At 63.8% G+C, this 22,482-nt stretch carries 19 protein-coding genes and 1 tRNA gene; 8 read left to right on the plus strand and 12 right to left on the minus strand.

Translation table 11 applies throughout. The annotated features are described in order from the left end of the window. Positions 1-66 precede the first annotated feature (66 nt). On the minus strand, positions 67-2,748 hold the full coding sequence (locus BMY52_RS05990; protein WP_090252184.1) for a bifunctional acetate--CoA ligase family protein/GNAT family N-acetyltransferase: 2,682 nt from the start codon (positions 2,746-2,748) through the stop codon (positions 67-69). Positions 2,749-2,921: 173 nt separating this feature from the next. Here BMY52_RS05990 and BMY52_RS05995 point away from each other — a divergent pair, with 173 nt between their 5' ends. Beyond that, entirely contained in the window at positions 2,922-3,851 is a 930-nt protein-coding gene (locus BMY52_RS05995) for a histone deacetylase family protein (RefSeq protein ID WP_090252186.1), read from the plus strand. A gap of 290 nt (positions 3,852-4,141) precedes the next feature. On the opposite strand, the gene BMY52_RS06000 is transcribed toward BMY52_RS05995, so the two are convergent. The 4 genes from BMY52_RS06000 to BMY52_RS06015 form a co-directional block, all read right to left on the minus strand. Next, positions 4,142-4,699, minus strand: a complete 558-nt coding sequence (locus BMY52_RS06000) for a thioredoxin family protein (RefSeq protein WP_090252189.1) — start codon at positions 4,697-4,699, stop codon at positions 4,142-4,144. A 58-nt stretch (positions 4,700-4,757) separates the two neighbouring features. Further along, positions 4,758-5,792 carry an NADP(H)-dependent aldo-keto reductase gene (locus tag BMY52_RS06005; protein WP_090252520.1) on the minus strand — a complete coding sequence of 345 codons (1,035 nt, stop codon included), beginning with the start codon at positions 5,790-5,792 and terminating at the stop codon, positions 4,758-4,760. A 249-nt stretch (positions 5,793-6,041) separates the two neighbouring features. Next, positions 6,042-6,932, minus strand: a complete 891-nt coding sequence (locus tag BMY52_RS06010) for a phosphoribulokinase (RefSeq protein ID WP_090252191.1) — start codon at positions 6,930-6,932, stop codon at positions 6,042-6,044. 179 nt (positions 6,933-7,111) lie between these two features. After that, complete coding sequence (locus tag BMY52_RS06015; RefSeq protein WP_090252194.1) at positions 7,112-9,184, minus strand: SulP family inorganic anion transporter; 2,073 nt, start codon at positions 9,182-9,184, stop codon at positions 7,112-7,114. A gap of 205 nt (positions 9,185-9,389) precedes the next feature. Here BMY52_RS06015 and BMY52_RS06020 point away from each other — a divergent pair, with 205 nt between their 5' ends. Beyond that, positions 9,390-10,244, plus strand: a complete 855-nt coding sequence (locus BMY52_RS06020) for a universal stress protein (protein ID WP_090252197.1) — start codon at positions 9,390-9,392, stop codon at positions 10,242-10,244. Positions 10,245-10,288: 44 nt separating this feature from the next. Here BMY52_RS06020 and trmB read toward each other — a convergent pair whose 3' ends face one another. From trmB to thiS, 3 genes are all read right to left on the minus strand, one after another. Then, positions 10,289-10,996: a tRNA (guanosine(46)-N7)-methyltransferase TrmB gene (gene trmB, locus BMY52_RS06025; RefSeq protein ID WP_090252521.1), complete on the minus strand. Its 708-nt coding sequence runs from the start codon at positions 10,994-10,996 to the stop codon at positions 10,289-10,291. An 88-nt stretch (positions 10,997-11,084) separates the two neighbouring features. After that, positions 11,085-11,897, minus strand: coding sequence for a thiazole synthase (locus BMY52_RS06030; RefSeq protein WP_245740647.1), 813 nt, complete (start codon positions 11,895-11,897; stop codon positions 11,085-11,087). A 37-nt stretch (positions 11,898-11,934) separates the two neighbouring features. Further along, entirely contained in the window at positions 11,935-12,135 is a 201-nt protein-coding gene (gene thiS, locus BMY52_RS06035) for a sulfur carrier protein ThiS (protein ID WP_090252526.1), read from the minus strand. A gap of 117 nt (positions 12,136-12,252) precedes the next feature. Here thiS and BMY52_RS06040 point away from each other — a divergent pair. The 3 genes from BMY52_RS06040 to BMY52_RS06050 all read left to right on the plus strand — a co-directional run bounded on the left by BMY52_RS06040 (position 12,253) and on the right by BMY52_RS06050 (position 13,378). Then, positions 12,253-12,326 (plus strand) — tRNA-Gly (locus BMY52_RS06040). A gap of 132 nt (positions 12,327-12,458) precedes the next feature. Continuing rightward, the gene (locus BMY52_RS06045) at positions 12,459-12,917 is read left to right on the plus strand and encodes an NAD(P)/FAD-dependent oxidoreductase (RefSeq protein ID WP_245740649.1); all 459 of its coding nucleotides are present in this window, start codon (positions 12,459-12,461) and stop codon (positions 12,915-12,917) included. A 56-nt stretch (positions 12,918-12,973) separates the two neighbouring features. Then, a complete protein-coding gene (locus BMY52_RS06050) occupies positions 12,974-13,378 on the plus strand; it encodes a Fur family transcriptional regulator (protein WP_090252198.1) in 405 nt (134 codons plus the stop codon). Between the two features lie 48 nt (positions 13,379-13,426). On the opposite strand, the gene ntrC is transcribed toward BMY52_RS06050, so the two are convergent. The 4 genes from ntrC to glnA all read right to left on the minus strand — a co-directional run bounded on the left by ntrC (position 13,427) and on the right by glnA (position 18,276). After that, positions 13,427-14,839 (minus strand): nitrogen regulation protein NR(I), encoded by a 1,413-nt coding sequence (ntrC, locus tag BMY52_RS06055; RefSeq protein ID WP_090252201.1) that lies wholly within the window; start codon positions 14,837-14,839, stop codon positions 13,427-13,429. After that, positions 14,832-15,899, minus strand: a complete 1,068-nt coding sequence (gene glnL / locus BMY52_RS06060) for a nitrogen regulation protein NR(II) (protein WP_090252203.1) — start codon at positions 15,897-15,899, stop codon at positions 14,832-14,834. The genes ntrC and glnL overlap by 8 nt, the downstream gene beginning before the upstream one ends. Positions 15,900-16,189: 290 nt before the next feature. Then, a complete protein-coding gene (locus BMY52_RS06065) occupies positions 16,190-16,819 on the minus strand; it encodes a DUF4124 domain-containing protein (RefSeq protein WP_090252206.1) in 630 nt (209 codons plus the stop codon). Between the two features lie 47 nt (positions 16,820-16,866). Next, the gene (glnA, locus tag BMY52_RS06070) at positions 16,867-18,276 is read right to left on the minus strand and encodes a glutamate--ammonia ligase (RefSeq protein ID WP_090252208.1); all 1,410 of its coding nucleotides are present in this window, start codon (positions 18,274-18,276) and stop codon (positions 16,867-16,869) included. 591 nt (positions 18,277-18,867) lie between these two features. Between glnA and glyQ the strand changes: the two genes are divergently transcribed. Genes glyQ through gmhB form a run of 3 tightly spaced genes read left to right on the plus strand, consistent with a single transcriptional unit; the run spans position 18,868 to position 22,448 of the window. After that, on the plus strand, positions 18,868-19,794 hold the full coding sequence (gene glyQ, locus BMY52_RS06075; protein ID WP_090252211.1) for a glycine--tRNA ligase subunit alpha: 927 nt from the start codon (positions 18,868-18,870) through the stop codon (positions 19,792-19,794). A 3-nt stretch (positions 19,795-19,797) separates the two neighbouring features. After that, positions 19,798-21,876, plus strand: a complete 2,079-nt coding sequence (gene glyS / locus BMY52_RS06080; RefSeq protein ID WP_090252213.1) for a glycine--tRNA ligase subunit beta — start codon at positions 19,798-19,800, stop codon at positions 21,874-21,876. Continuing rightward, positions 21,873-22,448: a D-glycero-beta-D-manno-heptose 1,7-bisphosphate 7-phosphatase gene (gene gmhB / locus BMY52_RS06085; RefSeq protein WP_090252216.1), complete on the plus strand. Its 576-nt coding sequence runs from the start codon at positions 21,873-21,875 to the stop codon at positions 22,446-22,448. Before glyS ends, gmhB begins: the two co-directional genes overlap by 4 nt. Positions 22,449-22,482: the final 34 nt, after the last annotated feature.

Consider the following 22,482-nt stretch of genomic DNA (forward strand, 5'->3'; position numbering starts at 1 on the left):
GTGGCTCTCCCTTCTCCCCTCGGGGGAGAAGGGTCGGGGATGAGGGGAGCCGGCGGGCACCGCCCCCTACAATCGCTTGCTCACCAGCTTGATGCCCTCGTCCTCCCGACTGTTGCGGGAGCTGAAGCCGAGGCGATGCATCAGGGCCATCATGTTGGTGTTCTGGGCAAGCACGTCCCCCTCCATGGTACGCAGGCCGCGGGTGCGGGCCACATCCATGAGCTCGTTCATCAGGTGTGAACCCACGCCCCGGCCCTGCCACTCGTCGGCCACTGCCAGTGCGAACTCACAACTCTGCTGGTCCGGGTTGGCGGTGTAACGGGCCACCGCCACCTGCAGCTCGGAGCCATCCGGGCGCTCCTGAACGGCGACCAGGGCCATTTCCCGGTCGTAATCGATCTGGGTGAACCGCACCAGCATTTGCGGGGTGAGCTCATGCACTGCCTGCATGAAGCGGTAATACCGGGATTCCGCCGAGAGGGTGCGCACGAAGTCCTGTTCGATCTTGGCATCCTCGGGCCGGATTGGCCGGATGGTCAGGTTGGTGCCATCGGGCAACTGCCATTGATTGACCAGGTGGGCAGGGTAGGGATGGATGGCCATGTGGGCATAGCGATCCGGCATCACCGGCGGGAAGTTCACGGTGATGCGGGCATCCACCGCCGCCAGGCCGCGTTCATCGGCGATCAGGGGGTTGATGTCCATTTCCTGGATCTCCGGAAGCTCGCAGACCATCTCAGACACCCGCAGCAGTACCTGTTCCAGGGCCTGGGCATCCACCGCGGGCATGTTGCGGAATTCCTTGAGGAGCTTGGCCACCTTGGTCCGCGCGATCATGCCTTCGATGATCACCTCGTTGAGGGGCGGCAGGGCCACGGCCCGGTCCTTGATCACCTCCACCGAGGTGCCGCCGGATCCGAAGCTGATGACCGGTCCGAAGACCGGATCCCGGAGCACGCCCACCATGAGTTCCCGGCCGTAGGTGCTCTGATGCATGCGCTCCAGGGTCACGCCATTGATACGGGCCTCGGGCTTGAGCCGTCGAGCGTCGTCCACCATGGTCTGGAAGGCGTTGCGCACGGATTCGGCGCTGGCGATGTTCAGGCGCACACCCTGCACGTCGGACTTGTGGGTGATGTCGGGGGAGTCGATCTTCATGGCCACCGGATAGCCCACGGTGCCCGCGGCCACCAGGGCCTCGCCCGCCGTGTTGGCCCGCATGGTCTGGGTGACCGGAATGCGAAACGCGGACAGCACCGCCTTGGATTCCAGGGTGCTGAGCAGCTTGCGGCCCTCGGAGAGGGCCCCCTCGATGATCAGTCGGGCGCCGTGCACGTCGGTGCGACCGCGGTCGGTGAGGGGGCTGGGCACCTGCAACAGCAGGCGTTGATTGCGTTTGTGGGAGGCCAGGTAGGCAAAGCCCTCCACCGAGGCCTCGGGGGTGGTGAAATGAGGCAGGCGCTCGTGCGTGAGATGGTCACGGCCTTCACGCACCTGGATATCACCCATCCAGCATCCGAGCACGGGTTTTTTCACCTTCTTGGCGACTCGGGTGGTCACTTCGGCCACGCTCAGGGGATCGGTCATGGCCTGAGGTGTCAGCATGATGATGGAGGCATCCACGCCGCTGTCCTCAAGACATGCGGTCATGGCACTTTCGAAGCGCTCTGCATCCGCATCCCCCAGGATGTCCACGGGATTACCGTGAGACCATTGCTCCGGCAGGGCCTTGTTGAGCTTGTCCATGGTTTGGGTACTGAACTGAGCCATGCTCACATCCAGTTCCACCGCCCGGTCAGTGGCCATGACGCCGGGCCCCCCGGCATTGGTGATGATGGCCAGGCGGTTGCCTTCCACCCGATAGCCACTGGAGAGGATGCGGGCCGCGGAGAAGAGTTGCTGGATGGTCATGGCACGCACGGCGCCGGCCCGTTCCAAAGCGGCGTCGAAGACATCGTCAGCGCCCACCAGGGAGCCGGTATGGGACATGGCCGCCCGCGAGCCCTCCGCATGGCGACCGGACTTGATGACGATGACCGGCTTCATGCGCGCGGCAGCACGCAGGCCACTCATGAAGCGCCTGGCGTTGTGAATGCCCTCCACGTAGAGGAGGATGCTGCGGGTCTCCCGATCCAGGGCCAGATAATCCAGCACATCGCCAAAATCCACATCGGAGGCGTCGCCCATGGAGGCCACGGCGGAAAAACCGATCTCCTGGCTCTCGGCCCAATCCAGGATGGCGGTGCAGATGGCGCCGGATTGGGATACCAGGGCCAGATTCCCCGGCAGGGCCTTGTTCTTGCTGAAGGTGGCATTGAGGCCGCGCCCCGGTCGCATCACGCCGAGACAGTTGGGTCCGATCAGGCGCAGGTCATATTCCCGGGAGATCTCGATGATCTCCTCCTCTAGGCGTTTACCGGCCCGCCCGGACTCACTGAATCCGGCGGAGAGCACCACGGCCCCGTGTACGCCGTGTTCGCCGCAGTGGCGCAGGACATTGGGCACGGTGCGTGCGGGGGTGGCCACCACGACCATCTCCACGGGCCGGCCAATGGCCTCCACGTCGGGATAGCAGCGGCGTCCGTGCACGCTTTCGTGCTTGGGGTTCACCGGGTACAGCTCACCCTTGAAGCCGGCGTCCACCAAATTGGCGAACACCAGGTTACCCAAGGCGTTGTCCCGTTCGGTGGCGCCGATCACGGCAATGCTGCGCGGCGCGAAAATTCGGTTGAGGAAGTGTGGTCCCATGGTTGTGCTGCTGATCGCCCCTGTAGAGATTCTCTCTGAGTATAGTATGGGTGATGCTGCGGTGCGGCGAAACCGCCTGGGGACGAATGGCACAAGCAGACGAAATTGTCTCAGCCTATCTCGTCTTTTCGCGCTTCGCGTTACCATGGGAAAAAGCCCAAGGAGTCGTGCCCATGACCATCGCCTTCATCACGCATCATGAATGCAGTTTGCACCGGGTGGCCGTTCACCATCCAGAGGTGCCCGAACGCCTGTCCGCCATTGACGATCGGATGCTGGCGTCGGGGATCAGTATTCTCTTGAGCCATTATGACGCACCGCTGGTCACCCGTGAGCAGTTGCTGCGGGTACACACCGCGGATTACGTGGATTACGTGGAGTCCTCTTCGCCGGGCCCGGACGACATGGTGTGTCTGGACGAGGGGGATACGGTGATGACGGAGCATACCCTGCAGGCGGCCCGACGGGCGGCGGGTGCGGCGGTCCTGGGGGTGGATCTGGTGATGTCGGGAGAGGCCAGCAGTGCCTTTTGCAGCGTGCGCCCGCCGGGGCATCATGCGGAGCGGGCGCGGGCCATGGGGTTCTGCATCTTCAATAATGTCGCGGTGGGGGCGGCCCATGCCCTGGCTCAGCATGGTCTGGAGCGTGTGGCGGTGGTGGATTTCGATGTCCATCATGGCAACGGTACGGAGGATATTTTCCGTGACGAGCCGCGGGTGTTGTTCTGCTCGACCTTCCAGCATCCGTTTTATCCGCATACCGGCGAGGCGGTGGATTCCCCGCATCTGGTGAATGTGCCGTTGACGCGGGGGGTCACGGGCAGGGAGTTTCGGGATGCGGTCAAGGGTCACTGGTTGCCGGCGCTGGAGGCCTTCAAACCGCAGTTGATCATGATTTCGGCGGGCTTTGACGGCCATCGTGAGGAGGATATGGCGGATTTCCGCCTGGTGGAGGATGACTATGCCTGGGTGACACGGGAGTTGAAGGAGGTGGCCAAGCGTCACGGGGAGGGGCGGTTGGTGTCCTGCCTGGAGGGGGGGTATGCCCTGTCCGCCCTGGGGCGGTCGGCGTGTGTGCATCTGGATGCGTTGATCGGGCACTGAGTTGGGTTTTGTGGTGCCTGGGTTTGGCATCGGGACGCTGAGGTGGCTTCCGGTGTGAGGGACGCCGTGAATACTCCTCCTTGTAGGCTTGACCGCCGCATCCCTGCGGCGAACACCCGCTCCCGGGCACCCGCCCCCGAGGACATCGGGACGCTGAGGGGCTTCCGGTTGGAGGGGCGCCGTGGGGGCTCGCTTGCAAGTTTGACTATCGGGGCCCCAGCGGCTGCGGTCAAAGCCCCTCTCCCGCTGGCGGGAGAGGGGTTGGGGTGAGGGTGGGGGGAGTGTCGCCCTTACCCCTTCCACTTGATGTTGCAGCCCAGGCTGGGTTTCTGGTCCTGGGGGATGGGGTTGCCCTGGAGAAGGGCGTCGGCGGCGGCGCGCAGGTCCTTGCCGGTGACGGCGACGTCGCTGCCGGGGCGGCAGTCGTCGAACTGGCCGCGGTAGACCAGCTTGCGGTCGGCATCGAAGAGGTAGAAGTCCGGGGTGCAGGCGGCGTCGTAGGCCTTGGCCACTTCCTGAGTCTCGTCGAACAGGTAGGGGAAGGTGTAGCCGAAGCGGCGGGCGTCGTCCTGCATCTTTTCAGGGCTGTCTTCCGGGAAGTTGTCCGCGTCGTTGGCGTTGATGGCGATCACGGCCAGGCCCTTGTCGGTGTATTCACGACCGAAACGGGCGAATTCGTGGCGGATGAGTTGTACGAAGGGGCAGTGGTTGCAGATGAAGGCGATCACATAGCCCTTGGCCTGGGGAAAGTCATCCAGGGAAACGGTCTTGCCGGTGGATGGGTCGGGCAGGTTGAAGTCGGGGGCGCGAGTGCCCAGGTCGATCATTCGGGATTCGGTTCTGGCCATGGGATTCTCCTTGCCCTCTCCGGCTGGCGGGAGAGGGGGTGAGGGTGGGCGTGCTCAATCAGGGGCACGGAACGGGATATCTCTCGTGTACGGCTTCGATCTCCTCCAGCACCGCCTCACTCAATGTGACCTCCAGACTATCGAGATTCTCCTCCAGCTGGGATAGCTTGGTGGCACCAATGATGTTGCTGGTGACAAAGGGCTGGGCGTTCACGAAGGCCAGGGACATCTGTGCCGGGCTCAGGTCGTGGCGCCGGGCGATGTCCGCGTATTCGCGGGTGGCGGCCACGCCGGTTTCGCCGGAGTAGCGCACAAAACGAGAGTACAGGGTGATGCGCCCATCGGGCGGGGCGTTTTCCAGGTATTTGCCGCTCAAGGCACCGAAGGCCATGGGTGAATAGGCGAGCAGGCCCACGTCCTCGCGGATGGCCATCTCGGCCAGGCCCACCTCGAAACTGCGGTTGAGCAGGTTGTAGGGGTTCTGAATGGAGGCAATACGGGGCAGGTCGGCCTGTTCCGCCAGGCGCAGGTACTCCATGAGCCCCCAGGGGGTCTCGTTGGAGATGCCGATGCTGCGCACCTTGCCGGCACGCACGAAATCGGCCAGCACCTCCAGGGTTTCGGCAATGGGTGTGGCGCCGATGTCGTCCTGGTGCCGATAGCCCAACTGGCCGAAGTAGTTGGTGGGGCGCGATGGCCAGTGGATCTGGTACAGGTCCAGGTAGTCCGTCTGCAGTCGTTCCAGGCTGTCGTGCAGGGCCTGTTCCAGGTGGGGCCGGTCCAGTTGCGGGCCGCCACGGATGTGGCCGAAGTTCTCGCTGGGGCCTGATGCCTTGGAGGCGATCACCAGGTCGTCGCGCCGGCCGCGACGGGCCAGCCAGGTGCCCAGATAGCGTTCTGTGCGCCCCTGGGTCTCGGCCTTGGGGGGGACCGGGTACATCTCGGCCGTGTCGATGAAGTTGATGCCCCTCTCCATCGCCATGTCCAGCTGACTGTGGGCCTCGGCCTCGGTGTTCTGTTCGCCCCAGGTCATGGTGCCCAGGCACAGGGTACTCACCTGGATGCCGGAACGTCCCAATGGCTTGGTCTGCATGATGTTCTCCCGCAATGCTTGAATCTGCCAGGATACAACCCAGCCCCCATCCGGATAAATCCAGCCCTCCAGACAACCCCCGCAGGAGCCCCCGTGGGAGCGGCCCTCGGCCGCGAAAGGCGGAGAGCACCAAGATCAACCTCCCTGCCAGACCCATTCGCGGGCAGGCCCACTCCCACAGGTCCCCTCAGGGAAGGTGGTCTCCCATGGGACAGGGGGAGTTGGCCAGGGCGGCCCTCCCCCAAAACCTCAGCGCCGCTTTTCCAGCATGTTGGCGATGATGGGGGCCAGGATCACCTCCATGGCCAGCCCCATCTTGCCACCGGGCACCACGATGGTGTTGCGGCGCGACATGAAGGAGTCATGCAGCATGTTCAGCAGGTAGGGAAAATCCACACCGAATTTCTTGGGGTCGCGGAAGCGGATCACCACCAGGCTCTCATCCGGCGTGGGGATATCGCGGGCGATGAAGGGGTTGGAGGTATCCACGGTGGGGACCCGCTGGAAGTTGATGTCCGTCTTGGAGAACTGCGGCGTGATGTAGTGGACGTAGTCGGGCATGCGGCGCAGCATGGTGTCGACGATGGCCTCAGCCGTGTAGCCGCGCTCGGCATTGTCGCGGAAGATTTTCTGGATCCATTCCAGGTTGACGATGGGGACCACGCCGATGCCCAGGTCCACATGCTGAGCGGCATTCACATCGCCGTCAGTCACCAGGCCGTGCAAGCCCTCGTAGAACATGAGATCGGTGCCGTCGGGGATGTCTTCCCAGGGCGTGAATTCACCGGCCTTGAGGCTGGTGCCGAGCCGACCATTGTGGTTGTCCGCTTCTTCTTCGTTGTGGATGTAGTAGCGCTTCTTGCCACCGCCGGTCTCACCGTAGGTCTTGAACATCTCTTCGAGTTTGTCGAACAGATTGGCCTCGGGGCCAAAGTGACTGAAGTGATTGTTGCCATGGGCGGCGGCCTCCTTCATGGCCTGCTTCATCTCCACCCGGTTGTAGCGGTGGAAGCTGTCACCCTCGATGATCACCGGATTGATATGTTCACGGCGGAAGATATGCTCAAAGGCGTTCTTGACCGTGGAGGTTCCGGCGCCGGATGAACCGGTGACGGCCACAATCGGGTGTTTTCTGGACATGGGTTCGACTCCTCTTTGGGTTTGATGGCTGTTTTTTTAGCGCACTTATAATGGGCTCCCCCGCATCTGGGCCGAGGAACCATATGGGGTATTCTTTAGGATTCCATCCTTGGAACTGTCTGCGATGGCGCCTATACCTACACCATGAGCCGACACCATGGCAACCATCGGGCGTCTGCTTACGGGGTGCGTTTCCGATGGGGCTGCAGGGTTTCCAGGGCTTCCCTGTAGGAGCCAAAGATGTTTTTCTCGCCGATCTCATCCAGCAGGCCGGCCCGTTTCATGTACTTGAGAACACCCGGCTTGAGGCCGCTGAACATGAGGGTGCAGTCGGCCGCCTGAAGATCAGTGATCAGGGAACGGATCTTGTCGATGCCCGAGGCATCAATGCGGTTCAGGCTGTTGCCGACAACCAGCAGGGCGCGTGCATTCGGGTTGCGGGCGAGGGCATCCATCACCGCATCCTCGAAATGCGCGGTGTTCATGAAGACCAGCGAGGCATCAAACCGCAATATTGCAAAGTCCTCGGCAGCCGGCTCTTCATCCTCTCCTTCGGCATCATCACGAATGGACCCTGGGCGCGTCCCATCCGAGCGCAAGCTCTGTATTTCGTAGCGAGGCCGAACGGTTCCCGCCAGGAATACAAGATTGGCCATGAGTGCCCCGACGATCACGCCATTGGCCAGATTCGGTGCCATGAGCAGCGTGACCCCAAAGGTGATGAAGCCGGCCAGACCGTCCGCACGCCGGATGCTCCAGTACTGAGCCATCGTTCGGAAATCCACGAGGCCGAATACGGCGGACATGACGATGGCCGCCAGAACTGCCTGGGGAAGGTGATAAAGCCATGGGGTGAGGTAGAGCATGGTGATGAGCACGCCGATGGCGCTGATGATCGCGAACATCCCCGTCTGGGCTCCGGAGCGTGCAGCCACGGCTGAGCGGGAAAATGACCCGCTCACCGAGAAAGACTGGAAGAAGCTGCCCACGATGTTGGCCAGCCCCTGGCCGATCAATTCTTGATTGGGATTAAGCTTTTCACGGCGTCGAGCCGCCAGGGCCCGTGAGATGGCCGTGGCCTCCATGAAGCCGATCAGGGCCATGACAAAGGCCGCGGGCAGGAGTGCGGGCATGACATCCCAGTGCAATACGGGGGCCTGTATGCTGGGCAGGCCCTGGGGTATGGTGCCCACCACTTGCCCCCCGGAAGCCATGATCAGGCGATTCCCTTCGAAGCCGGATAACCGCCACACGGGCCCCGCATCGCCCGCCTCCCTGGGCTGGAACACCGATCCCAGTGTGGGGTGGTCACGGCGTGTGAGCTGCTGCCGATGGGCCTCCAGTCGCAACGCATTGCGTGCCTTGCTCAAGCGCTTCTTTTCCGATTCCAGGGTGGCCACGCGCACCGCCAGCTCCGGTGGGTGGACTCCCGCGTCTTCGGAGGACTGCAGCGCCTCGGAGGCCTCGTTCAGGGTCTGAATCACGCGGTCGAGGTCCTGTCGTGCCGCCAGGAGTCCATGGTAGATACCCTCAACGGGATCCCCCTGGACCTGTTCGATATCCACCGTTTCGTTACGCTCGAAGCCGATGAGGGCGCTGATCAGTGTGCCCAGGATCACCACCACCAACACACCCGGCAGCCGTGGCATGAGGTACCGCAAGCCCACCAGGGCCACCAGCGTTCCCACGCCGAAGGCCACGGTGGGCCAGTGGGCATGGGGAATCTGTGCCACCACGCCGAAAAAATCCTCCAGAAACGTGCCGCTGTCCGGTTTGGGAACCGACAGGAAGGTGTTCAACAGGGAGAGCCCGATGATCAGGGCGGCAGCGTTGGTGAACCCGATGATGACCGGTTGGGAAACGAAGTTCATCAGGATGCCCAGCCGGAAGATTCCCAGCAAAAGCCGCATGACGCCGACCATCAGTGCCAGCAGAATGGACAGTTCGATGAAATATTGAGTGCCGGCGGCCGCGAAGGGCGCCAATGAGGCGGCCGACAGCAGTGAGATCATGGCGACGGGGCCGGTATGCAGAAAGCGCGACGATCCCCAGAGCGAGCCGATGATGGCGGGGATCGCGGAGGCATACAGGCCGTAGATGACGGGCAGACCCGCCAGCGTGGCGTAAGCCATGCCCTGGGGCACCAGGATCATGGTGACGCTGATTCCGGCCACGACGTCCGCACGCAACTGCTTGCCGGAAATGGGGAACCAGTTCAGGAAAGGCAACAGGCGATACAGCCAATAATTCATCGATTGATCCGTGATGGCCCCAAAATGACTGAACCCCGCAGGCCCTGAGTGAGGGCTCGACCGAGTTACGGTTATATGTCTATATTACAAATGCATATAAGTGTAGAGATCTTTGCTCGAGAATGAAAGACTCGAGCTGCAAGGGGATGTGAACGGGGCTTGCCTCGGCTATGCTCGAATCGTACCCACGGGTGGAGTGCGTCTCATGGACACCGATCTTTCGCTGAGCGGGGGGTTCAAGCGAATCATGCTGGCGACCGACGGCTCGGACGCAGGCCGGGGAGCCCAGGCCCAGGCTGTATGCCTCGCCAGGCAGTGCGGTGCTGAACTCCTGGTGCTGCGTGTTGTGCTCACCAATCCCGAGTACGAATCCATGGTCCCGCAGCGCATGGAGACCGAAACCAGGGAGGTGGAGCAATTCCTTGAGCAAGTCGCGGATCAGGCCCGAAAACAGGGGGTCGATTGCCGGGTGATGTCGCGTCACGGTGTGGACGCAAGCACCCTTGTGGTGCAGCAGGCTGAGCAGGAGGATGTGGACTGCGTGGTGGTGGGACGCCGCCATCGCAGCGATCTGGCACGGCTGGTGATCGGGGATTCCACCGCCCGAATCATCGGTCACGCCCCGTGCAGTGTTCTGGTGGCGCCACAGGGGTCGGCGCCCATGCGACGGCGCATCCTGGTGGCCACCGATGGCTCCGCCCATGCGGATGCAGCCTGCGCCACCGCCGCGCGCCTGGCATTGTCCACCGGGTTACCCCTGACGGTGCTCTCCGCGACCCTGGGTGAGCGGAGTGACGAGCAACGTGCCCGGGCCAACGAAGCGGTGCAGCGGGTGCTGTACAAGCTCAAGCCGGCGCTGACGCCGGCGGGGATCGAACTGGACGGCATGGTGGAGCAGGGGCGCCCGGAAGCAGTGATCGTGGACGTGGCCCGCAGCCGGGGTGCTGACCTTGTAGTGGTGGGCAGCCACGGCTACACCGCCCTGAAACGCCTGTTCATGGGCAGCGTCTCCAGGCGCGTGGTGGGCAACGCGCCCTGTCCGGTGCTGGTCGTCAGGTAGGCAGAGGTCGACCGCCGGACCCCAGGCTGGCCGAATTCGCACGGTTATGGGCGTGGGTTTGTGTGTTCATGGACCAGATCCCAGACGTTATGTCCCAGTCGCTGACCTCGTTGTTCAAATTTGGTCAGGGGGCGGTAGGTGGGGCGCGGGCTGAAACCGCCATCGGCAGCCTGATTGGTGAAAGCCTCTGCTTGTTGCATCACCTCAAGCATGTGCCATGCGTAGTCTTCCCAGTCGGTGGCCAGATGCAGGATGCCACCCTCACGCAGTCGGGTGGCCAGCAGGTCCACAAAGGCTGGCTGCACCAGACGCCGCTTGTGATGGCGTTTCTTGGGCCAGGGGTCGGGGAAATAGATCTGAATGCGATCCAGGCTTCCGGGCGGGATCTGCCGGTTGAGCATCTCCACGGCGTCATGGCAGGCCACACGCACATTGGTGAGTCCCCGATCCTCCACTTGCTGCAACAGGTGCCCCACCCCCGGGCGGTGTACCTCCACGCCAATGAAATCCCGCTCCGGAGCGTGGGCGGCCATCTGTGCCAGGGGTTCGCCATTGCCGAAGCCGATTTCCAGGGTCACCGGCGCCCGGCGCCCGAACAGGGCCTCCAGATTCAGGGGCTCGGGCGCGAACTCCAGGCCCCAGCGGGGCCCCAGCAGCTCCAGTGCCCGCTGCTGGCCCACGGTGAGGCGTCCTTCCCGACGCACGAAGCTGCGAATGGGGCGATGGTGTGGCGGTGAGTGGGTGGCTGTCATGGGAAACGGCGGCAAACGCGGGTTGTAAGAGGTAGTGAAATCGGAGCCCCTCTCCCGCAAGGGGGAGAGGGGCTCTCCACTCCAGGCTTTAGAAAAACGTCCCTTCCAGCGGCGAAGAGGCGGAAGCATACCGTTTTTTCGCCATCCGGCCCGCCAGGAACGCCTCCCGGCCCGCCTCGATGGCCTTTTTCATGGCCGAGGCCATGAGCACCGGGTCTCGGGCGGCGGCGATGGCCGTGTTCATGAGGACCCCGTCGCAGCCCAGCTCCATGGCAATGGCCGCATCGGAGGCGGTGCCCACACCGGCGTCCACCAGGATGGGCACCTGAGCGTTTTCCACGATCTCCATTACGTTGTAACGGTTCTGGATGCCCAGGCCCGAGCCAATGGGGGCGGCCAGGGGCATCACCGCCACGCAACCAATCTCCTCCAGGCGCTTGGCCAGGATCGGGTCGTCGCTGGTGTACACCATCACCTTGAAGCCATCGGCCACCAGGGTTTCGGCGGCGCTGAGGGTCTGCACCACATCCGGGTAAAGGGTTCTTTCATCACCCAGCACTTCGAGTTTGACCAGGTCGTGACCGTCCAGCAGTTCCCGGGCCAGCCGGCAGGTACGCACGGCATCGTCGGCGGTGTAGCAGCCGGCGGTGTTGGGCAGGATGGTGTAGCGGTCCGGGGAAATCACATCAAGCAGATTGGGCTCGCCCGGGTTCTGCCCGATGTTGGTGCGCCGGATGGCCACGGTGACGATCTCGGCGCCACTGGCGTCGATGGCGTCTCGGGTCTCATCCAGGTCCTTATATTTGCCTGTGCCCACCAGGAGCCGCGAACGGTAGGTGGTTTCGCCGATGGTCAGGGTGTCTTCCCGGGGCGTATTGTTTTCAGTAGCTATGCTCGACATGAGGGGTACCGTATGCAATCTCTGGTCAATGAGGGGGTCAACCGCCGCCGATGGCCTGGACAATCTCCACGCGGTCGCCGGGATTGAAATGGTGTTGGTTGAACCGACTGCGCGGCAGCAGCTCGCCGTTGACCTCCACCGCAAGGCGGCGTCCGGTCAATCCCAGGTCCTCCACCAGGTCGGCGGCAGTGAACTGCTCGGACACCTGGCGCGATGCGCCATTCACTATGAGTTCCATCATGAGCGTGTTCTGGGTTGGAAAAGGCCGTCATGTTAACCGATCCGGCTGTTCTCGGGGTGGCACGCCATCCCCCGTTGAGAACCGCCGTGTAACCGCATACACTATGGGTGTCGTGCGGGTGTAGTTCAATGGTAGAACCTCAGCTTCCCAAGCTGATGACGTGGGTTCGATTCCCATCACCCGCTCCAGTTCCCCTCTGTTTTCTGGCGTTGTCCCATTCCCCTCAGCGGGTGATTCCATGACCGATTGTATCGTGGTGGCCGGCGGGGCCTGGACCGGGGGGGCTGCTGCTGTCCCTGGGGGCGCCCCCCATCGAGCCGGTGCGTGGCCAGATGATCCTGTTCCGCGGCCCGCCGGGCCTGATCAGCCGCATGGTGTTGAATAAGGACCAGTACATCATTCCGCGCCGCGATGGTCACGTGCTGGCGGGCAGTTCGCTGGAAAATGTCGGTTTCGACAAGTCCACCACCGAGGCGGCCGCTCAGACCTTTCACGCGGCGGCGGCCCGTCTGGTGCCGGCCCTGGCCGACCTGCCCATCGAAAAACACTGGGCCGGACTGCGCCCGGGTTCGCCCCAGGGGATCCCCTACATCGGCCCGCATCCTGAAGTGGAGGGGCTTTTCGTCAACGCCGGCCATTACCGCAATGGTGTGGTCATGAGCATCGGTGCCTGCCGCCTGCTCACTGACCTGATCATGGGGCAGTCGCCCATCTGTGACCCATCGCCCTACCGGATCGACCGGGGAGATTTTCCTGTTCGACGAAATAACGCGAACTAGACTTTGTCTAGTTGAGGGTTATACTGGGGTATAAGTCACAGCGGAGCACATTCGCCATGCCCGATCGAGAGGCTGTCGTCAAACGCTTGAGGGATCACGGCATTACGCCGACCCAGCAACGCCTGGATATCGCTGAACTATTGTTCGAGAGGCCGCAGCATGTCTCCGCCGAGCAGCTACTGGCCCTCGCCAGTGAACGCCGCTACCGGGTGTCCAAGGCCACGGTGTACAACACCCTCGGGCTGTTTGCCGAAAAGGGCCTGGTGCGCGAAGTGGTGGTGGACCCGGCCAAGCTGTTTTACGACTCCAACCTGGAGCCGCATCATCACATGTACCACATGGACTCCGGCCACCTGGAAGATCTGGCCCTGGAGCACGTGGATATCGGCGCGTTGCCTGATCTGCCTGAGGGCGTGCGGGTAGAGGGCGTGGATGTGATCGTGCGGGTGAGACAGGGCTGAATCCCACAGGTATCCGGGATCATGACCGGCTTGTGCGGGTTCGCGGGTTCAGGGGGTGTCCTGTCCCTCATCCATGTGTAGTTCATTGATCTTGCGCGTCAACGTGTTGCGCCCCCAGCCCAGCAGCCGGGCGGCGTCCTGACGGCGTCCGCCGGTCTTCTTCATGGCGGCGCGGATCATGATGCGTTCGAAGGCCGGGGTGGCCTGCTCCAGCAGCGCGGAGTTCCCCCGCGCCAGTTCCTGCTCGGCCCATTGAGCCAGGCCGTCCTCCCAGTCACTGATCTCCCCGCTGGAAGAACGTTCATGCAGTTCCGCGGGCAGGTCATTCATGTGGATCTCGCGCCCCGAGGCCATCACGGTCAGCCAGCGGCACAGATTCTCCAGTTGCCGCACATTGCCCGGCCAATCCAGGGTGGACAGGTATTCCTGCACTTCTGGTAGTGGCGCCTTGCGTTCCACGTTCAACTCCGCTGCTGCCAGTCCCAGGAAGTGGTTGAGCAGCAGGGGGATGTCCTGGCGGCGTTCCCGCAGGGAAGGCACGTGAATGCGGATCACATTGAGTCGATGAAAGAGATCCTCCCGGAACAGGCCATCCTTCACCCGGGACTCCAGGTTCTGGTGCGTGGCAGCGATGATGCGTACGTCCACCTTCACCGGCAGATGCCCCCCGACCCGATAGAACTCGCCGTCCGCCAGGACGCGTAGCAAACGCGTTTGCAATTCCGCCGGCATGTCGCCGATCTCGTCCAGGAAGAGGGTGCCGCCATCGGCCTGTTCGAAGCGACCGCGCCGGGCACTCTGGGCGCCGGTGAAGGCGCCCTTCTCGTGACCGAAGAGCTCGGATTCCAGCAGATCCTTGGGGATGGCAGCAGTGTTCAGGGCGATGAAGGGCATGTGGGCCCGGGGGCTGTGGCGATGCAGGGCATGTGCTACCAGTTCCTTGCCGGTGCCGGATTCGCCGTTGATCAGCACGGTGATATTGGACCGGGACAAACGCCCAATGGCCCGAAATACCTCCTGCATGGCCGGGGCCTCGCCAATGATCTCGGGCGTTTTTTCCGTGTCCTGAGGTGCTTCGCGCCCACGTTCCCGGCGCAGTTGGCAGGCCCGATGCACCAGGGAAACGGCATCATCCACGTCGAAGGGCTTGGGCAGATATTCGAAGGCACCGCCCTGATAGGCGGAGACCGCGCTCTCCAGGTCGGAATGAGCGGTCATGATGATCACCGGCAGCTCGGGGTGATCCCGCTGCAGCCGCCCCAGCATCTCCAGACCATCCATGCCGGGCATGCGAATATCGGTCATCAGTGCGTCGGGTACGTCCTGTTCCAGGGCCTGCAGGGCCTCGGCGGCAGAGGCAAAGGACGTCACCTCGATGCCGGCGCGGCTCAAGGTGCGCTCCAGAACCCAGCGGATCGAACGATCGTCATCAATGACCCAGATATGCTCTCGATTACTCATCCGTCAGCTCCACGGGTAGCAGCAGGGAAAATACGGTCTGGCCGGGGCGTGAAGTGCATTCGATCAGCCCGCCGTGCTGGTTGATCAGGGACTGGGCAATGGACAGGCCCAGCCCCGTGCCTCCGTCGCGGCCCGAGACCATGGGGAAGAAAATGCGTTCGCGAACCTCCTCGCTGATGCCGGGACCGTTGTCGATCACTTGTATCAGGGCCACCAGCTTGTGCCGGACCTGGCCTATGGTGTATTGGCGCAGCACGCGGCTGCGCAGTCGAACCACCCCTGCTTCACCGACGGCCTGCACCGCATTGCGTACGATGTTGAGGATGGACTGAATCAGCATGTCCTGATCGGCGTTGACGTCGGGGATGCTCGGGTCGTAATCGGTGCGTATTTCCACCCCTTCGAGGGCTTCCGCGCTCACCAGGTTGCGGACATGCTCCAGGGCCTTGTGGATGTTCTGGCGGCGGCGCTGGGGCAGGTTGTTGGGCCCCAGCATGCGATTCACCAGGTTCTGCAGCCGGTCGGCCTCGCCAATGATGATGCGGGTGTACTCCTGTAATTCCGGGTCGGGCAGTTCTCGTTCAAGCAACTGGGCGGCGCCGCGCAGGCCACCCAGGGGGTTTTTGATCTCATGGGCCAGGCCCCGGAGCAGGGCCCGGGAGGCGGACTGCTGATTGAGGAGTTGTTCCTCTCGGGTGATACGCAGTTGGCGATCCACCTGCACCAGTTCGATCAGCAGGCGTCGTGGGCTGCCCGGTTCGGAAATCGGAGAAACGGTGATGTCCACCGTGACCTCTCGCTCGAAATGCAGCGCCAGGACACGTTCGCGTTCGGTGAAGGGGTGTCCCGTGTGAAGTGATTGCTGGAGGCTGCCCAGCAGCGTTTCGTCCTCGCGGAACAAGTCGCGCATGGGCAGTCCGCGCACGCGGTTGAGGCTGATCTCCATGAGCATTTCGGCAGCGGGATTCATGAAGTCCAGCCGCAGGTGCTCATCCGCCACCAGCAGGGCGGTGGTCAGGTTCTCCAGCAGATGTCGGTGCAGTGTGTGATCCTGGGACATATGCTTTTTCCTTCTGCAAGAAACGAACCAGCATGGCTGCATGCACCGGGATCGGGCGTCATCTGGCCCCGGACCGAGGCGTGGCGCCACTTCGAGGTGCGGCCAAGGATCAGGATCAGGGGGTGGATGATCGAAGGTACACGCGCCGTTGCACTATTATGGTGCAATAAGGATGGGCCTGCCATGTGGGGGGGCGAATGCGCCGGGGGGGGAGGGGCGCCTCACCGGGTCTCAGACAACGCAACGCAAGGACATGGCCCGGATCCCGAGCACGGCGAGAGGAAGGCGGTTCAGTTGCCGCCGGGTCGGGATGGCTGCTGCACGGTAGTGCGCAGCAAATGGAAGGTGCTGTCTTCGGATTCCGTCAAGGTCCGATCGTTGCTGTCCAGAATCTGGGCCCGCAGGGTATGGGTGCCCGGAGTGACACCCTCCAGGGTAAGCTGGGTGGACTCGCCCTCGGCGGCGGTCTGGCCATCCAGAAGGATGCGCACCTGGTGACCCTGGTCAGACCGAAATTCGGGTTCCACCTGCACGGATACGTTGACCTCGCCCAGATTGGTGCGCACCACACCGTCATTCCCGGGGCTGGCGATGCGGATGCCGGTATAGCCCGGGTCGCCTGCCTGTTCTCGTGCCTGTGCCGCCTCTCGCGGGGTGGGACGCTCCAGGATCTCGCGGGCATCGGGCATGCCCGGCGTCACCGAGGGGCTGCGCACGTTGATGGGGGTGGCGTCCACGCCATCGGGGGGGGTGTCGCCAAAGACCGTGTTGCCCTGTTCGTCGGTCCAGCGATACACCTCCGCCAGGGTCGGCGTGGCCAGGGTGAACAGCAGGGGCAGGATGATCAGGCGCGCGTCCATGGCTTGACCATAGCGCAGGGGGGTGTGGCGGGCAAGCACACGCAAAAAGGCCCCCGACATTGTCGGGGGCCTCTGGCTGAATCACGATGACCGCTCGGGTCCGGTGATTACAGGCTGTAGTACAGGTCGAATTCCACCGGGTGGGTGGTCATGCGCATGCGGGTCACTTCTTCCATCTTCAGGTCGATGTAGGCATCGATCACGTCGTCGGTGAACACGCCGCCGGCGGTCAGGAACTCCCGATCCTTGTCCAGGGCGTCCAGGGCGTCTTCCAGAGAAGCGCACACCTGCGGGATCTGCTTTTCCTCTTCCGGGGGCAGGTCGTACAGGTTCTTGTCCATGGCTTCGCCCGGGTGGATCTTGTTCTGGATGCCGTCCAGGCCGGCCATCAGCAGGGCGGCAAAGGCCAGGTAGGGGTTGGCGGTGGAGTCGGGGAAGCGCACCTCGATGCGGCGGGCCTTCGGGCTGGACACCCACGGAATGCGGATGGAAGCGGAACGGTTGCGGGCGGAGTAGGCCAGCATGACCGGGGCCTCGAAGCCGGGCACCAGACGCTTGTAGCTGTTGGTGGACGGGTTGGTGAAGGCATTCAGGGCGCGGGCGTGCTTGATGATGCCACCCACATAGTACAGCGCCGTCTCGGAGAGGCCGCCGTACTTGTCGCCGGCGAACAGGTTCTGGCCGTCCTTGGACAGGGACATGTGCACGTGCATGCCGCTGCCGTTGTCGCCCACCAGGGGCTTGGGCATGAAGGTGGCGGTCTTGCCGTAGTTGTGGGCCACGTTCTGCACCACATACTTGAGGATCAGCACCTCGTCAGCCTTGCGGGTGAGCGAGGCGGCGCCGACGCCGATTTCGCACTGGCCGGCGGTGGCCACTTCGTGGTGGTGCACCTCGGTGGTCAGGCCCATTTCTTCCAGGACCATGCACATGGCAGAGCGCAGATCCTGCAGGCTATCCACCGGTGGCACGGGGAAGTAGCCGCCCTTCACGGTGGGGCGGTGACCGATGTTGCCGTCTTCAAAGACCTTTTCCGAGTTCCAGCTGGCCTCGTCGGAGTCGATCTGGAAGAAGCAGTTCTGGATGGAGGTGCCCCACTTGATGTCGTCGAAGACGAAGAATTCGTTTTCCGGGCCAAACATGCAGCCGTCGGCAATGCCGGTGCTGGCCAGGTAGGCCTCGGCGCGCTGGGCCAGGGAGCGGGGGCAGCGATCATAGCCCTGCATGGTGGTGGGTTCCACCACCTGGCAGCGCAGGTTCAGGGTGGGCTCGTCGAAGAAGGGGTCCATGACGCCGCTTTCGGTATCGGGCATGAGGATCATGTCCGATTCGTTGATGCCCTTCCAGCCGGAAATGGAGGAGCCGTCGAACATCTTGCCGCCTTCCAGGACGTCCTCGTCGATGGTGTGGGCGGGGACGGATACGTGTTGCTCCTTGCCGCGGCTGTCCACGAAACGGAAGTCGACGAATTTGACGTCGTTTTCCTTGATCATGTTGAGTACGTCGCTTGCTGACATGCGTGCTCCTCCAGGGACTTGAATGATTGCCACTTTGAAATGGGTTGCCCACTGATCAGGCGGCAGGGGCGTTGAAAAACGTTCGGTCGAGATAATGCATGGACCGTGCCATGGTGTGAGTGGTCGAAATACGGGCCTGAGCGGGGCTCCATGCCCAAAATAGGGTCACGGCGTCGCACCATGATAGTGCAGTACAGGGTATCACGCCTCATATTGGGGCAGGGCGATACCCTGCATTGCCCCAGACCCGTGGCCCCCTGTGGGAGCGGCCCCCGGCCGCCAAGGGCGTATCTGGCATGAGCACCTGGGTTTCGCATCGGGGGCAGGCCCTGCCGAGGGGGGTGTTCCTTACGGCGGGACGCCGTGAATACATCCCTGTAGGCTTGACCACCGCATCCATGCGGTGAACACCCGCCTCCAGGATCACCCCCCTCGGCAGGGCCGGACGCCTGGGTGGCTGCGATCTTCGCGGCCGAGGGCCGCTCCCAAGGGACGGTGCTGGTCTGGCTGCTGTCGGCGCCGTTATAATGCGGCGCCTTGCCCGCGCCTGCCGCCGGCATGCCAATCACGAATCACTTCGGGTCGATCTGAATGTCCTCTCAAGACGCCTCAACCTTCCAGGGCCTCATCCTGGCCCTGCAGGACTACTGGGCCCGCCAGGGCTGTGTGCTGCTCCAGCCCTATGACATGGAGATGGGGGCCGGCACCTTTCACTGGGCCACCTTTCTTCGGGCCGTGGGGCCCGAGCCCTGGCGCACCGCCTATGTGCAGCCCTCACGCCGCCCCACCGACGGACGTTACGGGGAAAACCCCAACCGCCTGCAGCATTACTATCAGTTCCAGGTGCTGCTCAAGCCCTCGCCCCCGGACTTCCAGGACCTGTACCTGGGGTCTTTGAAGACCATCGGCATCGACCCGCTGGTGCACGATATCCGCTTTGTGGAGGACAACTGGGAGTCCCCCACCCTGGGGGCCTGGGGACTGGGCTGGGAGGTGTGGCTCAATGGCATGGAGGTCACCCAGTTCACCTACTTCCAGCAGGTGGGCGGCCTGGACTGCCGGCCGGTGAGCGGTGAGATCACCTATGGTCTGGAGCGCATCGCCATGTATCTGCAGGGGGTGGAGAGCGTCTACGACCTGGTGTGGACCCGCGGCCCTCAGGGGGTGGTCACCTACGGGGATGTCTACCACCAGAACGAGGTGGAACAATCCACCTACAACTTCGAACACGCCGACGTGGAACGCCTGTTTGCCTGGTTTGATACCTGCGAGCAGCAGAGCCGTCTCCTGATCGAACAGGGCCTGCCCCTGCCGGCCTATGAGCAGATGCTCAAGGCCTCCCACACCTTCAACCTGCTGGACGCCCGCCGCGCCATTTCCGTGACCGAGCGCCAGCGCTACATCCTGCGGGTGCGTGAACTGGCCCGGAGTGTCGCCAAGACCTACTACGAGGCCCGCGAGGCCCTGGGTTTTCCGATGCTCCAAGGCAATGGCCAGGCTCAAGGCGGACAGGGGTAAGACATGAGCGATACACAGGATCTGTTGATTGAAATCGGCACCGAAGAACTGCCGCCCAAGGCCCTGCGGGAGCTGCGCGATGCGTTTGCCCGAGGCGTGACCCAGGGGCTCGCAGAGGCTGGCCTGGAGGTCGGGGTGTGTCAGGCCTACGCCGCGCCTCGCCGCCTGGCGGTATGGATCAAGGACGTACCGCCGCGACAGGCGGATCAGTCCATGGAACGCCGCGGCCCGGCGGTCAGCGCCGCCTTTGATGCCGAGGGTCAGCCCACCCGGGCGGCGCAGGGTTTCGCCGGCTCTTGCGGCGTGCCGGTGTCCGAACTGGAGCGCATGGAGACCGACAAGGGCGCCTGGTTGGTGCACCGCCATGTGGAGCCGGGTCGTGAGACGACCGAGCTGGTGCCGGGGGTCGTGGAATCGGCGCTGGCCGCGCTGCCCATTCCCAAGCGCATGCGCTGGGGCGATGGAGACGCGGAATTCGTGCGCCCCGTGCACTGGGTCATCCTGCTGCTGGGGGATCGTGAGATCCCGGCCACCCTCCTGGGTGTGTCTGCCGGGCGCGAGACCCGTGGGCACCGGTTCCACCATCCCGAGCCCCTGCGTGTGCCAGAACCGGCCGCCTATGCGGATCTGCTGGCGCAGCAGGGTCATGTGCTGGCGGATTTCGATACACGGCGCGAGACCATCCGGAGCCAGGTGGAACAGGCCGCCGCCGAACTGGGGGGGCGCGCCGTGCTGGACGAGGCGCTGCTGGACGAGGTCACTGCCCTGGTGGAATGGCCGGTGGCCGTGGTGGGCCATTTTGAATCCCGCTTCCTGGAGGTGCCCCAGGAGGCCCTGATCCTCACCATGCAGGACAACCAGAAATACTTCGCCGTGGTGGATGGGCAGGGCCGTCTGATGCCCCATTTCATTACCATCAGCAACGTGGACTCCCGGGAGCCGGAGCGGGTGCGTGAGGGCAATGAGCGGGTCATCCGGCCACGCTTTGCCGATGCTGAATTCTTCTGGAAGCAGGATCGCCAGCGTCAGCGTCCCCTGGAAAGCCACCTGGACGGCCTGCGCCATGTGGTGTTCCAGCAGAAGCTGGGCAGCCTGCATGCCAAGACCCTACGGGTGGAACAACTGGCCGGTTATCTGGCCGGACAGATCGGCGCACCGGAGGCAGAGGCCCGTCGCGCAGCACACCTGTGCAAGTGTGACCTGCAGACCTTGATGGTCTACGAATTCACCGAACTGCAGGGCACCATGGGCCGTTACTATGCCCAGCACGACGGCGAGGCCGCCTCCGTGGCCCGGGCCCTGGAGGACCAGTACCTGCCCCGCCATGCTGGCGATGACCTGCCCGGTGAGGCCGTGGGGCGGGTGCTGGCCCTGGCCGATCGTCTGGACACCCTGGTGGGCATCTTCGCCATCGGTCTTAAACCCACGGGTGCCAAGGATCCCTTTGGCCTGCGCCGCGCCGCTCTGGGCGTGCTGCGCATCCTGGTGGAGGCGGAACTGCCGCTGGATCTGGAAGACCTGCTCCAACAGGCGGCCCGGGGTTACGGGGACGCCGTGCCGGCCATGGAGGCCGTCCCCCAGGTGCTGGACTACGTCATGGAGCGCCTGCGCGCCTACTACCACGACCGGGGCATCCGCCCGGAGGTGTTCGATGCCGTATTGTCGGTGCGGCCCACCCGACCCCTGGACTTTGACCGCCGCGTGCGCGCCGTGGAGACCTTCCTGGGCCTGCCCGAGGCGGAACCCCTGGCGGCGGCCCACAAGCGCATCCACAACATCCTGCGCAAGGTGGAAGGCGACCTGCCCGAACAGGTTGACCCGGAGCGCCTCCAGGAGGACGCCGAGCGCGCCCTGCACGAACGGCTTGAAGCACTCTGGGCGCCGGTGTCGGCCCACTTCGATGTGGGCGAATACACCCAGGGGCTCACCGAACTGGCCACCCTGCGCGAGCCGGTGGATGCCTTTTTCGATCAGGTGATGGTGATGGCCGAGGATGCTGCCCTGCGCGATAACCGCCTGGCCCTGCTCAACCGCCTGGCGGGCCTGTTCCTGCGGGTGGCGGACCTGTCCCGGGTGCCATGAAGCTCATCCTTCTGGACCGGGATGGCGTCATCAACCAGGACTCCCCCGACTACATCAAGTCGCCGGAGGAATGGACCCCCTTGCCCGGAAGCCTGGAGGCCATCGCCCGGCTCACCCGGGCGGGCTGGCAGGTGGTGGTGGTCACCAACCAGAGCGGACTGGCACGGGGACTGTTCGACGCTGCCACCCTGGAGGCCATCCACCAGCGGATGACCCAGGCGGTGGAATCAGTCGGTGGGCGTCTGCGGGGCATCTATCACTGCCCCCACGGCCCGGACAATGGTTGCGACTGCCGCAAGCCGTTGCCGGGCTTGTTTCACCAGGTGGCCCGTGATCTGGACGTCGACCTGACCGGCGTGCCCGCCGTGGGCGACTCTCCTCGAGACATTGAGGCCGCCACCACCGCTGGCTGCCGCCCTCTGCTGGTCAGAACGGGCAACGGCGCCAGGGCCCTGGCCGAAGGCCGTATCCCCCAGGGCATCCCCGCCTACGAGGATCTGGCGGAGGTGGTACAGGCACTTCTCGGTCAGTGTCCCTCATCCAAGGGAGGCCCTTCCAAGCGAAGCCAGTGATGCATCCAGTTCTCCCGAGGGGGTGGGTCCCTGG

The sequence above is a fragment of the Ectothiorhodospira marina genome (assembly GCF_900109495.1).
Classification (GTDB): domain Bacteria; phylum Pseudomonadota; class Gammaproteobacteria; order Ectothiorhodospirales; family Ectothiorhodospiraceae; genus Ectothiorhodospira; species Ectothiorhodospira marina.

Coding starts and splice junctions, on each gene's coding strand:
- gmhB (WP_090252216.1), top strand. CDS start 21,873: ATGAAGCTCATCCTTCTGGACCGGGATGGCGTCATCAACCAGGACTCC.
- BMY52_RS06010 (WP_090252191.1), bottom strand. CDS start 6,932: ATGTCCAGAAAACACCCGATTGTGGCCGTCACCGGTTCATCCGGCGCC.
- BMY52_RS06000 (WP_090252189.1), bottom strand. CDS start 4,699: ATGGCCAGAACCGAATCCCGAATGATCGACCTGGGCACTCGCGCCCCC.
- glyS (WP_090252213.1), top strand. CDS start 19,798: ATGAGCGATACACAGGATCTGTTGATTGAAATCGGCACCGAAGAACTG.
- BMY52_RS06015 (WP_090252194.1), bottom strand. CDS start 9,184: ATGAATTATTGGCTGTATCGCCTGTTGCCTTTCCTGAACTGGTTCCCC.
- thiS (WP_090252526.1), bottom strand. CDS start 12,135: ATGGAACTCATAGTGAATGGCGCATCGCGCCAGGTGTCCGAGCAGTTC.
- ntrC (WP_090252201.1), bottom strand. CDS start 14,839: ATGAGTAATCGAGAGCATATCTGGGTCATTGATGACGATCGTTCGATC.
- BMY52_RS05990 (WP_090252184.1), bottom strand. CDS start 2,748: ATGGGACCACACTTCCTCAACCGAATTTTCGCGCCGCGCAGCATTGCC.
- BMY52_RS06020 (WP_090252197.1), top strand. CDS start 9,390: ATGGACACCGATCTTTCGCTGAGCGGGGGGTTCAAGCGAATCATGCTG.
- BMY52_RS06050 (WP_090252198.1), top strand. CDS start 12,974: ATGCCCGATCGAGAGGCTGTCGTCAAACGCTTGAGGGATCACGGCATT.
- glnL (WP_090252203.1), bottom strand. CDS start 15,899: ATGTCCCAGGATCACACACTGCACCGACATCTGCTGGAGAACCTGACC.
- BMY52_RS06030 (WP_245740647.1), bottom strand. CDS start 11,897: ATGTCGAGCATAGCTACTGAAAACAATACGCCCCGGGAAGACACCCTG.
- trmB (WP_090252521.1), bottom strand. CDS start 10,996: ATGACAGCCACCCACTCACCGCCACACCATCGCCCCATTCGCAGCTTC.
- BMY52_RS05995 (WP_090252186.1), top strand. CDS start 2,922: ATGACCATCGCCTTCATCACGCATCATGAATGCAGTTTGCACCGGGTG.
- glnA (WP_090252208.1), bottom strand. CDS start 18,276: ATGTCAGCAAGCGACGTACTCAACATGATCAAGGAAAACGACGTCAAA.
- glyQ (WP_090252211.1), top strand. CDS start 18,868: ATGTCCTCTCAAGACGCCTCAACCTTCCAGGGCCTCATCCTGGCCCTG.
- BMY52_RS06005 (WP_090252520.1), bottom strand. CDS start 5,792: ATGCAGACCAAGCCATTGGGACGTTCCGGCATCCAGGTGAGTACCCTG.
- BMY52_RS06065 (WP_090252206.1), bottom strand. CDS start 16,819: ATGTCGGGGGCCTTTTTGCGTGTGCTTGCCCGCCACACCCCCCTGCGC.